The sequence below is a fragment of the Bacteroides sp. LFL-34 genome, assembly GCF_027257075.1.
GTDB classification, from domain to species: domain Bacteria; phylum Bacteroidota; class Bacteroidia; order Bacteroidales; family Bacteroidaceae; genus Bacteroides; species Bacteroides ovatus.
In genome coordinates, this window is sequence record NZ_JAPQKZ010000002.1 from 83224 (window position 1) to 96544 (window position 13321).

Sequence of the window (13321 nt, forward strand, 5' to 3'; positions counted from 1 at the left end):
ATGACGAATGAACAAAGCGCAACGCTGCTTCGCTTGAATAAACAGGCACAAGTAGCAGCACTGAACGCCGTTGGATTCTCGGATATCACCGAGAATTCCCGCGCATCTGAATTTGGACAACGTATCAAGTGGGCTGCCGGCCTGCTTGATTTGAATCTTGCCTGTAACCGCATCTCGGATAACTCCAAATGGTATTTCACCCGTGAGGAATGGGATTCCCTCACGGTTACCAACAAACAGTTGTTTATCAAACGCGGTCTTCGTATCCGGGCACATGGACACTCCTTCGTAATTTCCGCCCAGGAGTGCTATAATGCCGACATGACTACCACCTTCTACTGGGGCGGTCAGGGCAAAGCCATAGATGGCCTGAATCAAAAAGGACTGGGCGCCATGTATGGCTGCTTCACGGGTGAGGAAGATACTGACCTCATTATCGCAACTCTGAAAGACCAAAATAATAGTGGTGTGATCGGTGCGCCAGCTGCCGAAGCCGCCCGTGCATACCGTGCCTACACTTTGGAAAGTGACGGTATCGAGGATGAATCTAACTGGTTCCTTCCTTCATCCGGCCAAATGCTTCTGATGTACCGCTATCGCGATAAAATCAATGAGATGATGCGTACCTTTTGGAGTAGTGACAGTATGCTGATGACTGATAAATACTACTGGTCATCAACAATTTGGGATACTAACTCCGCCTGGGCGTTCGAACTGAATACCGGGCGTATTACGAATCAAAACAAAAATTCAAATCTTCTCCATGTGAGAGCTGTTGCTTCTGAATAGTATTAACCTAAAATTATATAATAAAATGGATAAAAATATCGCTAACGCAATGCTTATGCGCCTGAATAAACAAGACCAAGTTGCAGCTTTGCAATCAATCGGTTTTACAACCGTCAATGAAAATACCCCGGCGAGTGACATCGCCAAGTATATGCAATGGGCAGGTACGCTTCTTGACCTTTCTTTGGCTACGCTCCGGATTGAAGACGGTGAACAAGTCTTTTTCACGGCTTCCGAATGGAACTCCATGAGCGCGAATAATCGCTCCAAGTATATCCGTATCGGCATCCGACTTCGCGCCGAATGCCACCAGTTCATTATCGCCAAAAGCGACTGCGTTGACGCAGGCGGCAATAAAACGTTCAAATGGGGTGGCTACGGAACTGACCTACGCGGCTTGAAAAACTACGGCAGTGGTAACCAAGGACTCTATGATACCTTCGACGGCAAGGAAAATACCGATGTTATAATAGAAACCCTTGCAGGCGTCAAGGACACCCAGGGAACTGTCGGCACCCCTGCCGCCGAAGTTGCCAGAGCCTATAAAGCCTGTACGCTTGAATCTGACGGAATTGAAGATACAACCGTGTGGAACCTGCCCGCATTGGGTGAACTTATGCTTATGGCCAAGTATAAAACCGAAATCAATGAGCTCATAACTTCTATGTTTGGCAATCAAAATATATTTACAAATGACTGGTATTGGTCTAGTACCGAATATGACGCTTCCAGCAGTTGGGGCGTGGACTTCAACGGCGGCATCGTCAGCACGTTCAGCCGCCAGTACGCGAGCCGGGTTCGTCCCCTCACCGCAATAAACACTTTATCCCTTTAATTCTTTATCCCTTAGAAAGTTAGCTAAATAAAAGCCCCGGTAGGGGCTTTTTAGTTTCACTTTTTTGAGCTAAAATTGTGTTAATTGCTTTACAGTTATTAACTTTGCGCCCTCTAATACATACATTAAAATATTAAAAAATTAACATGGCACTTACACAAGACCTTCCTATATCAAATTCGATGTATAAGCTTCTGAACCTTATCATTGATGCCCGGCAACAATTCCCCAAGGCGTTCCGGTATGAATTTGGTACGGAGTTGATGATGCTTGCCGTTCATTGTTGCGAATATATCCGTTATGCAAATACAGATATGAACCTTGAGCATCGTGCAGATTATCTGATGAAGTTTTTGTGTGAGTTTGATGCATTGAAATTACTGCTAAGAGTGTGTGAAGAACGACATTTGACCAGCCTGACTCAAACTGCCGAAATCTGTCTGCTTGCAGAGAGCATCGGTAAGCAAAGTACCGGTTGGTACAAAAAAACGGTTGCAGATCTCCAACGGCAAAAAGCTAACGGATCGCAACAAGTCGCAAAGCCGGAGTCATAATCGCCAAGGGGATTATGAGTGAGCAATTAGAATTATTTATTGGGCATCCCCCCGGTGATGAGCCGGGAAAGACTAAGATAGCGGATGCAACGGCTTCCAGCAGTTGGAACGTGAACTTCAACAACGGCAACGTCAACACGAACAACCGCCAGAACGCGAACCGGGTTCGTCCCCTCACCGCAACAGGTAATATAATCTATGACATACTTCTTAGCAGTATTTTCGAAGCATCCGAAGATTGTGCCAGGCAGAAAAGAACGAGTACGGATTGTGTTGAGTTCTATAATGATTATCAGTCTGCATTGGTGCGGCTATGGTATTCTATTATTTACGGTGAATATGTACCGGACTTTTCAAAAGTATTCATACGGACTTACCCTGTATATCGGGAAGTCTTTGCCGCCGCTTTCATTGATCGTGTTGTCCATCACTGGATCGCTCTTCGTATCGAGCCGATTTTAGAGGAACGTTTTCGGGAACAAGGGAACGTCTCGAAGAACTGCCGGAAAGGTGAGGGATGTCTGTCTGCCGTGCACTATCTGAATAACATGATAGTCGAGGTCAGTGAGAATTATACTGCCGATGCGTACATTTTCAAAGATGACCTGTTCAGTTTCTTCATGTCTATCTCGAAATCGTTGGTATGGGAAATGCTGAACATATTCGTAAGGGACAATTATAAAGGCGATGATATTGAATGTTTGCTTTACCTTCTAGCCGTTACTATCTTTCATTGTCCACAAAATAAGTGTATCAGACGCTCTCCCGTCTCCATGTGGGACAAACTTCCCAGTAATAAAAGTCTGTTTCATAATGACCCTGACAGGGGAGTGGCTATCGGGAACCTGCCGTCGCAACTCATAGCCAACTTTCTGGCGTCTGTATATGATTATTTCGTGATGGAAATACTGGGATTCATATATTATGTACGCTTTGTTGATGACTTTTGTATCGTAGTGAAATCACCGGAAGAAATATTGTCCAAAGTCCATCTTCTTGATGGTTTCCTGAAAGAACAACTCCTTTTACGGTTGCATCCACGCAAACTGTATCTTCAGCATTATAAAAAAGGAGTCTTGTTTGTAGGGGCGTTCATTTTGCCTGGTAGAATTTATGTATCTAACAGGGTGGTTGGTAACACATATAACGCTGTCAGGAAATTTAATAGAATAGCTGAAAATGGATTTGCAGAAGCGTATGTTGAGAAGTTTGTGAGTACGATGAACTCTTATTATGGCCTGATGAAACACTTTGCAACGTACAATATCCGCCGTAAAATTGCAGCGATGTTGCTTCCTGAATGGTGGGAATATGTTTATATCGAAGGACATTTTGAAAAGTTTGTATTGAAGAATAAATATAACCATAGAAAACAACTAATTAAACATATCAAAAAACATGGATCAAAAAAATATCTTACCGCGTGGGATTGCTAAGCCTATCGAGCAACAGCCGGACGGAACTTGGATTGTACGTCATCACTTCCGGGTGGTTGGTACCAGTGAGAATGGTGAAGAACTGGTAACTTTTGCCAGTTCGGAATATCCCGAGAAACCTACCTTGCAACAGATTCAAAGAAGTATTGACCGTTATCGTGTGTGTCTAACAATGTATGGAGATACAATTTCAGACGAAATAGAAAAGGTTGATCTTTCCGTGTATATGTTTACGGATTAATAGTTCAATCTGTTGGTTGTTTAGGGGTGCTTATCAAGCATCCCTTTTTTATTTATGGAAAAAGTGAAAATTATAATGTCTTGTTTTATAGATATTTATCATAGAATTGATTTCCAAGATTTTCCATTTTTGTAAAACTCGTTATTATACTCAATACATTTGTTCCATACAGAATATTTTATTAATAATTAAACGCTATGAGTATGGGTATAAAAGTATTGTATGATTGGCTTTTGCAATCTAACCGACCGGCACACGTCAAAGCCGGGATGTTCGTCTTTGTTGTAATGCTTGTTTTCTGTTTCCTTCTATTAGGCATTGATTTCTGTAAATCTGCTATTGTTTCTTTAACGACAACCGCCATTGCCGCAATAGTGGTTGAGTACATTCAGAAAAAGTGCGGGTTCATCTTTGATTGGCTTGACGCATTAGCTACTGTTTTGCTTCCTGGGCTGATTACTGTGTTTTCAATATTGGTAGTAACTTTATGATTAATATTATGAGATGGTTATATGAGTTATTTAATGTAGACCAGATACGAATTATTTTCGTTTCGATGTTCAGTTCTCTTCTTGCTTATTTAACGCCGACTAAAGGTTTTCTTATAGCATTAGTTGTAATGTTTGGATTTAATATTTGGTGCGGAATGAGGGCTGATGGTGTTTCAATTATACGTTGTAAAAACTTTAAGTGGGATAAGTTTAAAAATGCCTTGGTCGAACTTCTCCTCTATCTTATAATCATTGAAGTAGTCTTCTCCTTTATGAGCTTGATAGGAGATGGTGAGAACTCATTGTTAGTTATTAAGACTATTACGTATGTATTTTCTTATGTATATCTTCAGAACGCATTTAAGAATCTGATTATTGCTTATCCTAGAAACAAAGGGTTTCGTATAATTTACCATGTAATACGTTTTGAATTTAAGCGGGCTACGCCTACACATGTACAAGGAATTATTGATAGAATCGAAAACGAACTAGATAAAGAGGAAAGATATGAAAATATTGATTGATAATGGTCACGGTGAAAATACACCTGGTAAACGTTCGCCAGATGGGAGATTAAGAGAGTGGGCGTATTCAAGGGAAATTGCTGATAGAGTAGTATCTGAATTGCGCAAGAAAGGTATTGATGCAGAACGGATCGTGAAAGAAGATACGGATGTTCCTTTGTTTGAGCGTTGCCAACGGGCTAATGCAATCTACAAAGAGACAGGAAAGAAGGCTATCCTAGTTTCTATTCATTGTAATGCTGCCGGTTCCGGTGCAAATTGGATGAACGCAAAGGGATGGAGTGTGTTTGTATCTAACAACGCATCAAGTAATAGCAAGAAGTTGGCTAGTTGTCTGGCAGAGGTTGCAGAGAGTATTCCAGTATCGGTCCGTAAACCTATGCCTGGACAACCATACTGGCAGCAGAATCTTGCTATCTGTCGCGATACGAATTGTCCGGCAGTATTGGTCGAAAACTTCTTTCAGGACAATAAAGAGGATGTTGAGTACCTTTTGTCTCGGGAGGGCAAAGAGGATATTGCTCGGATTCATATTGAGGGTATTGTTAAATATCTAGGCTTATGAAGGCTCTAATCTATATAACCATGTTCATGATGGCGGGAATATGGTTTGCTTCCTGCAAGACTTCCCGGAATATGGAAACTCAAAAGCAGATAGACTATTCCGGTGAATTGAGTCGTATTCAAAGCATGATTGAATCACTGCGAGTAGATGTAAGTAAGCAAACGAAGGTTACTACTGACAAGTTGAGTGATCTGAAGATTGAGAATAAAACAGTTTACTTGTCTGCTCCGGATTCAACAGGAAAACAACATCCGATTAAAGAAAGTACTACTACTGCATCCAAGCAGGACCAGGAACGGACGGAAGTTGATGAAACATTATCTATCACTTTACAGCAGTTTTCTAATAGTCTGGATTCTTTGAATTATAAAGTAGATGCAGTGCTGAAGCAAAAGGAAAAGGTTATTGAACTGTCATGGTGGGATTTACATAAAGATAAAATTTATATAGGTATTATAGTTCTAATAATAAGTGGATGGAGAGTATCCAAGTTGAGAAATAAGTAGTACTTTTACATCGGAATCCCTTTAATTCCAAATCCGCGACGGCGGAAATCATGCCCTGACCGAATGGCCGGGGCTTTCTATTTTGCAATTTGATGTGACATCTCTCTAAATCATAAATTTAAAAACTTACCTTTGTGACGTAACTAAAAGATATAATAATGAAAGATGCTTTAGATATTATAATGAATTTGTTAAATGGAAAGTATAGTCTTACCATAGTAACTATTGCAGGAGTGGTGTTTATTATATTCTTAATATTAAGAATAAGACTTGATTTAAAAATATTTAAGAAACAAACTCGTTTTTCAAAGTTACATGAAAAAAAATGTGAATCTGCTGGAGTCTTATTTTCTAAATTTCAAAAAATGAAATGGGCTGTTGGAAGGTATATAAGTCCTTATGAAAAAATATATGAAGGAGAGCCTTCTAATAAAAAAATAGTAGATAGTTATCAAGCCTTTTGGGAAGCTTATGAATATTTTCAATGTAATATTATATATTTTGAGCCAAAGTTAAGAGATGATATTTATTCTTTCTTTAAGAGTGTTAGAGGAAATATTGATATGTATGCTCAGTTTAAAGAAGATTATGAACACAATAAGAATCATGAACTATGCCAAAATATGAGAGATTTGATAACAAAATCAGACTCTCTGCTTGATGAAATATCTGAAAAATTAGAATTGGATTTTAGAAAGATTATAGGTAATCAATAAATATATGGAGAATAATTACAATCATGACTCCATTCAGGGAAAAAATGAAAGAGGTAGCCAAATAAGCTACCTCTTTGTTTTGTAATCCTTCCGATCAACAACACACACAATCAACACACTCTCAAGAAGGCTTACATAAGATAGTACTAATATATAAATGAAAAGTTCGATCGTGGATATAAAAAAAGTGAGGGGAACCACCCCCTCACCAAAGTCAAACCAAAATAATCCGAATTATGTCCGTATTATCTTGATGTTGCAAAGATACAATTATTTTTCGATTAGACAATAAAAATCCCTGCATCGGCTCAATGCAGGGATGGTGTCAAATAAGAGCTTAACTGATTTTTAATGATGTCTGATGAATCATTTCGCTAACATCGTTCAAAGCGTTCAGGAACGTTTTGAGTTCATTGTCAGTAAAGCGAGCCTTTTTCCCGTTGACTATATTCCCATTAATACGCTGATATAGCCAGTTTCTACTTTTACCAAAATATTTCTTTGCAATATAACTGAATGAGATTGCTTCGGGCAATTCTCCAAGTTTATCACGTAATATGGCTTCTTCCGCTCTTTCTATATAATCATTGCAGGCATTTACTGTTGCTTTTAGCCCAGCTTCAGATGCTTTTTTGTAGGCTTCCTTTTGGGCTTCCGGTAGCTTATTATATTTATCCTGCATTTCCTTTTTGAAAGCTTCTTTTTCTTCTGTGGTTTTTAGTTCTTTGAATCTTTCAAAGTCAGCCTGCATTTCTTTTGTTGGCAGGCAATCATTCCAATCTATCATAGCTTTTAATGTTTGTCCCTCCCCGAAGGGAGGGATGTTAATTACAACTTTTTTAATTTCTCTTGGATTTCGTTCATCCGATCGAGTATGTCATTTATAAGCGCTTCCCGTTCTTTGGCATTTTCAGGAACCCCATAGGCCTCGTGAAATGAAGCGAGAAGTTTTAAATTCTCATACTCTTGTTCTAATTCTTTTTTTTCTTCATCTTTCATCAGTTAAACATTAAAATTAAGAACTCTTATTTGACACTACAAAGATAATAAGCATTTGGTTATTATGCAAATTCTTAGTGATTTATTTTATATGTGATTATTCATTTTTCAAGTTGTCAAGTATTTCCCTGATTGCTTTATCAGCGTGTTTTCTCATTATTGTGACATAGTTGAAGATTGGTCTATCTTCTTTCATTGATTGCCCGATACAGTATTCCAGTGTACTAAGAGGAATTCCCAGGTCATATCCATGTTGGACGAAAGATTTGCGGGCTGAATATAGGGTGAATTTATGCCTGATTCCTGCCACCTTGCCTAATTGACTGATTTTCCTGGCCAGCAGGTTATAGCAGGAGGTATAGTTCTTGTATTTCCCGAATATGATTTTCCCTGTATTCTTTTTCATATACTTTTTTATAATGGGCTTTGCTTCTTCGGGAATGGAAAAGGAAATCAGGGAGTCCCCCTCTTTGGTGTTTTTGGTCTTTTTTCGGATGTAGTTTATTTCATCCGTCCGGAAATCGTATGCTAGTATGTCTACTAGGTTCATGCCGGCAAGATAATAAGTAAGCATGAAAATGTCCCGTGTGACGTTGAGATTGTAATGCTCTAAATTGGCGTCCCTGATTGTCTTGAGTTCTTCGACGGTGATTTGCGTTTCCCTCTTTTGGGCTGATGGAATTCTGGCTGTGATGAAAGGGTCGATATCGTAGGTGACGTATCTCATCTTTATAGCATAGTTAATGATAACCTTTAGCAGGGTTATGTAGATGTTGATTGTGGTGCTTGACAGCTTTGTCTTTTTGAGCCATGATATGTACTGGTTCATTCTGATAGGGGTAATATGTTCCATGAGAGAACCGTTCCCGATGAATTGCATAAACTTGTTTGTGGCCAGCCGATAGAGCTTGTATGTCTTGGTACGTTCTTCTTCATCTATTTGGGACAGATATTCATCCACGATATCCTCGAACTTACGATGCTTTTCTCCGTTTAACGGGTTAGTTATCATTTTGACTAATTGCGTGCACGTGAGCGAATCAGGGTAGTCCAGTTCCATGTATCGCTTGAAATAAAGGTTGTATAGCTGTTGTAATTTTGTATTGAGAAAATCCTTGTCTGGACGGTGTACTATTTTACCGTTCTTAAACTCGTTTTCCCTTACCACTATATCCGTGGTGATGAATCTCGTTTCAGAGTTGTGTGCGACTCGAATTCTTATTTTGTGTGTCCCGTCTGATAACCTTTTTGCGGGAACTATTACCAATGTTAATGTAGCCATAATTTGTGTTTTTAGGGTAAAAATGGCGTTTTCGACCATTATTTTTTTAACATCCTATTGTAATTTACTTATAATCAGATTCTAATCGGGGAATTTTCCGACCATAATCCGACCATTTTATAGCGTCAAAAGTGACGTTTTTGCTCTCTATTATAGACTACTAATTGATAGGAAAAATAGTTCGATTGTGCTTTTAATATACTGTATATCAATAAAATAAAAATCGGAAGCTCATGCTCGCTCGCAGGCTTCCGATCAACACAAAAACTAAACTAGACTTAACTAAACTATTCTATTCTTGGAATTTCACAATCCCTTTCTGTTCGTTGCAAAGGTAGATATAAAACGGGTTTTGACAAACTATAATCGACAAAATTCACTTTTTTACCGATAAATTCATGAATAATTAGCTCCTTTCGTCAAGAAAAGTCTGAAAAACTTGCTTGTAACTATCGCTGATAGGAATATATGTCTTGTCAAAAACAATACGCCCGCGATCGATCACACGTATCTTATCTTTTTGTACGATGAATGAGCGGTGCACGCGTATGAAACGGCTGGAAGGTAAAAGTTCCTCCATTGCTTTCATACTCATCAGTGATAGAATAGGTTTGGAAGCATCTTCCGTATATATTTTAATATAATCTTTCAGTCCTTCGATATACATGATTTTCTTCAAGTCCACTTGCACCAGTTTGTAGTCACTTTTCACAAAAATACTGTCTATCTCTTCCGGTTTCTGTACAAGTTCGAACCATTGAAGGGCCTTGTTGGCAGCTTGCAGGAAATCGACATAGGAGATTGGTTTCAGCAGGTAGTCGAGTGCATTGACACGATAACCGTCGATGGCATACTGTCCGAAAGCGGTAGTAAACACAATGCGGGTGTGCGGATCTACCATCTTCGAAAACTCCAAACCATTAAGCTCCGGCATCTGGATGTCCAGAAACAGGAGATCGACCTCTTCGCCAGGCAATTCTTTCATTGCCTGAACCGCACTGGAATACTTTCCTACGAGTTGCAGGAACGGGGTTTTATTCACGTAACTCTCTAACAAGCTAAGAGCTAACGGCTCATCGTCAACAATTGCACAACGTAACATCATACTATTTTATATCTAAAGTTTTTATATTCAATGTTTTGAAATCTACTCTCTGATCTTGATACTTAATTTCGATTCATATACTTTTTCATCTTTTGAGATACCTTTCGACCAGGTATAAGCCCCGGGATAAAGAATCTCCAACCGGCGGCTGACTTGCTCCAGTCCCACACCCGAGCCACTTTTATCCTCCACTGTCTTTGGATGATTACTGTTGCGAATTTCGCAAATCACTTCCTTATCATTCTCCGAAAGATGAATACTGATGAAACTCGATTCAGTAGGGGAGATGCCATGCTTGAAAGCATTCTCTATCAATGAGATAAAGATAAGCGGAGCAATAAGCGTCTGACTGTCAGGCTGAATATCAAATTTAGTAATCATCTGTACATTGGCCGACAGGCGGATGCGCATCAGTTCAATGTAATTTCGGATAAAATCAACCTCTTTACAGAGAGGAACGTACGTTTGTTGGTTATCATATAACACATAACGAAGCAGTTTGCTCAACTCCTGAACTGCTTGTTGCGCTTTGTCCGAATCAAATGCAATCAGTGCATAGATATTATTCAGGGTATTCAGCAGAAAGTGAGGGTTCAGTTGGTTTCGCAGATTTTTCAGTTCCGCTTCCGCACGGTTTCGTTCCGCCTCTTTGCGGGCAGCTTCATTTTGCGTCCATCGCGCGCTCATACGGATAGCGGCACTTAGGCCGATAGTAAATACGAGGCTCAACATATCTCTAAGGAAGAATAGCCATCCCGGAGGCATACCCGGTCTTTTGGCTTTGGGTGCAAATGACGGATCGAATGTCAGGCTTTGCCAGAGATGTAACAAAATGCCGATGACACATAAAAAGATAATGTTGTAGACGATATATCTTTTGGCCTGACTCTGAAACAGATAACGAGGAACAAGAATGAAATAATTCACGTAGAACGCAATCATAAAAGAGAGTGGTACAGCAAGATGGCGTATATAGGCCATCCAGTTAATGTTCCCGTTTCCACGTTCAACGAAGAAGAACGGGAAACCGAACATAATCCCCCAGCTGATAATGTGTATCAGTATCTCCAGGGGACGACGTGCGGATGTAAAGGTTTGTTTCATAAAGACAAAGATAATTTTTTTAATTGACAACCGACGGTTGTCAATCAATTATTCGTATCTGATGGCTTCTATCGGGTCTAAATCTGCTGCTTTCTTAGCCGGATACCATCCGAAGAAGACGCCCGTAACGGTACATACTGCGAAGGAAAGGAATACACTCCACGGCTGGATATAGATAGGCCAATGCGCTACGCTCTTGACAATCCAGCTGGCCCCGCAACCGATAATCACTCCGATGATACCTCCCGTGATACTAATCATGATGGCCTCGATAAGGAATTGGCTTAGAATATCGACTCCACGTGCACCGACAGACATACGCAGACCGATTTCACGGGTACGTTCCGTAACGGATACATACATGATATTCATAATTCCGATACCACCTACTACCAATGAAATACCTGCGATACAAGCCAGCAGGGTTGTCATCAAATCGGTGGTTGAGTTGAGCATTGTACTCAATTCCTGTTGGGTACGGATAGTAAAATCATCGTCATCCGAAGCTTTCAGCTTATGGTTGCGACGGAGGATCGTACTGATTTCGTCAGTAGCATAATCCGTCATATCTTCGGTAAGGGCAGAGGCAAACACTCCCTGCAAATACGTAACGGCAAGCAGACGTTTCATCACTGTGGTGTATGGCGCAAGTACTACTGCATCTTGGTCTTGTCCCATAGAGTTGTAGCCTTTGGCTTTGAGCACACCTACCACACGAAGCGGTATTTTACTAAAACGAATAATCTTACCTACCGGATCACTTCCGTCCGGAAAAAGATTGTCTACTATAGTCTTTCCAATCACACATACTTTGGCCGAACTCTGTATGTCGGCTTCAGTGAACATCTCTCCGTTTTCAACAGTCAGCTGGCGGATGTCGAGGTATTCTGTTCCGACACCGTTCACGGAAGCTGGGTAGTTGTTGTTTCCGGCAATGAGTTGCCCCGATGATGAAACATTGGGACTGATGGCGGACAGGAAACTTGTCTCATCACGCAAGGCTTCGTAGTCGGCAAGCTTCAAAGTCTGCATAGCAGACGGGTCTTGCCGGACACCTCCACGCATATCGGCTCCCGGATGAATCATAATCATGTTCGATCCCATCTCGGAAATCTGCTGCTGGATGCTTTTCTTCGAACCTTGTCCGATAGCCAGCATCGTGATGACAGAAGCAACACCGATAATGATACCAAGCATGGTTAGAAAAGCACGCAGCTTATTGTTCGCCAATGCCCGGAGAGCTATCTTAAATAAATTAGTTCCATTCATAATGAATAATTTGCTAATTTGTCCATATACTAATGGGGCAATTTCCTGAAGGTATACTCTCCCAACTTGTTTATTGTACAGCCAATCGGCACATTAGTATATCGGCACATTGAATAATTATTAATCCTCGTCGTTTTTCGGCAATGCGGCCAGCGCTTCGGCAGCAGACAGAATTTTCGGATTGGTTGTATCTTCTATAACCTGACCGTCACGCAGACGGATATTCCGGCTGCTATATTGCGAAAGTTCGGGATTATGTGTTACAAAGATAATCGTACGTCCCTCTGTATGAAGCTTTTGAAACAGTACAAGTATCTCGAAAGAGGTACGGCTATCGAGGTTTCCAGTCGCTTCGTCGGCAAGAATCACTGCCGGATTGTTGACCAATGCGCGTGCGATGGCAACGCGTTGCATCTGTCCACCGGACATCTGGTTGGATTTATGTTCCAGACGGTCTCCCAATCCTACAGCCTGTAGGGATTCGATGGCGCGGCGACGGCGTTCGGAAGCGCTCACGGCAGAGTTGTACATAAGCGGTAGTTCCACATTTTCTACAGCCGTCGTTTTAGGTAACAAGTTGTAGCTTTGGAACACGAAGCCAATCTTCCGGTTTCTTAGTACTGCACGTTGAGGCTTGCTCATTGTACGTACGGGAATATCGTCGAGCAGATATTCTCCACTGGTCGGGGTGTCCAGGCAGCCTAATATATTAAGCAGCGTGGATTTTCCCGAACCGGAAGTCCCCATGATGGTAACAAACTCTCCTTCATTGATATTGAACGAAACGCCCCGCAATGCGTGGACGGTTTCGTCGCCTACCTGAAAGTTACGTTTGATATTTTGTATTTCAATTACTTTTTTCATCGTAAATAATGTGTTAATGTGCCAATAACGGATTGGCACAT

At 40.7% G+C, this 13321-nt stretch carries 17 protein-coding genes; 10 read left to right on the forward strand and 7 right to left on the reverse strand.

Annotation, left to right across the window (positions count from 1 at the left end):
* From N5O98_RS00735 to N5O98_RS00780, 10 genes are all read left to right on the forward strand, one after another.
* Entirely contained in the window at positions 1-789 is a 789-nt protein-coding gene (locus N5O98_RS00735) for a vir region protein (protein ID WP_009039435.1), read from the forward strand.
* A gap of 25 nt (positions 790-814) precedes the next feature.
* A complete protein-coding gene (locus tag N5O98_RS00740) occupies positions 815-1624 on the forward strand; it encodes a DUF1566 domain-containing protein (protein WP_269495401.1) in 810 nt (269 codons plus the stop codon).
* 146 nt (positions 1625-1770) lie between these two features.
* Positions 1771-2178 (forward strand): four helix bundle protein, encoded by a 408-nt coding sequence (locus tag N5O98_RS00745; protein ID WP_004300306.1) that lies wholly within the window; start codon positions 1771-1773, stop codon positions 2176-2178.
* 14 nt (positions 2179-2192) lie between these two features.
* The gene (locus N5O98_RS00750; protein ID WP_195664242.1) at positions 2193-3614 is read left to right on the forward strand and encodes an RNA-directed DNA polymerase; all 1422 of its coding nucleotides are present in this window, start codon (positions 2193-2195) and stop codon (positions 3612-3614) included.
* Positions 3577-3855 (forward strand): hypothetical protein, encoded by a 279-nt coding sequence (locus N5O98_RS00755; protein WP_004300310.1) that lies wholly within the window; start codon positions 3577-3579, stop codon positions 3853-3855. The genes N5O98_RS00750 and N5O98_RS00755 overlap by 38 nt, the downstream gene beginning before the upstream one ends.
* 203 nt (positions 3856-4058) lie before the next feature.
* Complete coding sequence (locus N5O98_RS00760; protein ID WP_004300312.1) at positions 4059-4346, forward strand: hypothetical protein; 288 nt, start codon at positions 4059-4061, stop codon at positions 4344-4346.
* Positions 4343-4870, forward strand: a complete 528-nt coding sequence (locus N5O98_RS00765) for a hypothetical protein (protein WP_004311566.1) — start codon at positions 4343-4345, stop codon at positions 4868-4870. The genes N5O98_RS00760 and N5O98_RS00765 overlap by 4 nt, the downstream gene beginning before the upstream one ends.
* The gene (locus N5O98_RS00770; RefSeq protein WP_118313734.1) at positions 4854-5435 is read left to right on the forward strand and encodes an N-acetylmuramoyl-L-alanine amidase; all 582 of its coding nucleotides are present in this window, start codon (positions 4854-4856) and stop codon (positions 5433-5435) included. Before N5O98_RS00765 ends, N5O98_RS00770 begins: the two co-directional genes overlap by 17 nt.
* On the forward strand, positions 5432-5941 hold the full coding sequence (locus N5O98_RS00775) for a histidine kinase (protein ID WP_099145818.1): 510 nt from the start codon (positions 5432-5434) through the stop codon (positions 5939-5941). Before N5O98_RS00770 ends, N5O98_RS00775 begins: the two co-directional genes overlap by 4 nt.
* A 158-nt stretch (positions 5942-6099) precedes the next feature.
* Entirely contained in the window at positions 6100-6657 is a 558-nt protein-coding gene (locus N5O98_RS00780; RefSeq protein ID WP_099145817.1) for a hypothetical protein, read from the forward strand.
* Between the two features lie 337 nt (positions 6658-6994).
* Here N5O98_RS00780 and N5O98_RS00785 read toward each other — a convergent pair whose 3' ends face one another.
* From N5O98_RS00785 to N5O98_RS00815, 7 genes are all read right to left on the reverse strand, one after another.
* On the reverse strand, positions 6995-7444 hold the full coding sequence (locus N5O98_RS00785) for a DUF5053 domain-containing protein (RefSeq protein ID WP_004311570.1): 450 nt from the start codon (positions 7442-7444) through the stop codon (positions 6995-6997).
* Positions 7445-7485: 41 nt separating this feature from the next.
* Positions 7486-7656 (reverse strand): hypothetical protein, encoded by a 171-nt coding sequence (locus tag N5O98_RS00790; RefSeq protein WP_004313367.1) that lies wholly within the window; start codon positions 7654-7656, stop codon positions 7486-7488.
* A gap of 97 nt (positions 7657-7753) precedes the next feature.
* Positions 7754-8977, reverse strand: a complete 1224-nt coding sequence (locus N5O98_RS00795; RefSeq protein WP_004318751.1) for a tyrosine-type recombinase/integrase — start codon at positions 8975-8977, stop codon at positions 7754-7756.
* A 367-nt stretch (positions 8978-9344) separates the two neighbouring features.
* Positions 9345-10043, reverse strand: a complete 699-nt coding sequence (locus N5O98_RS00800; protein ID WP_004300327.1) for a LytR/AlgR family response regulator transcription factor — start codon at positions 10041-10043, stop codon at positions 9345-9347.
* A 42-nt stretch (positions 10044-10085) separates the two neighbouring features.
* A complete protein-coding gene (locus tag N5O98_RS00805; RefSeq protein ID WP_004306368.1) occupies positions 10086-11147 on the reverse strand; it encodes a sensor histidine kinase in 1062 nt (353 codons plus the stop codon).
* Between the two features lie 48 nt (positions 11148-11195).
* Positions 11196-12416 (reverse strand): ABC transporter permease, encoded by a 1221-nt coding sequence (locus tag N5O98_RS00810; protein WP_004300329.1) that lies wholly within the window; start codon positions 12414-12416, stop codon positions 11196-11198.
* A 120-nt stretch (positions 12417-12536) separates the two neighbouring features.
* Entirely contained in the window at positions 12537-13280 is a 744-nt protein-coding gene (locus N5O98_RS00815) for an ABC transporter ATP-binding protein (protein WP_004326924.1), read from the reverse strand.
* Between the last annotated feature and the right edge of the window lie 41 nt (positions 13281-13321).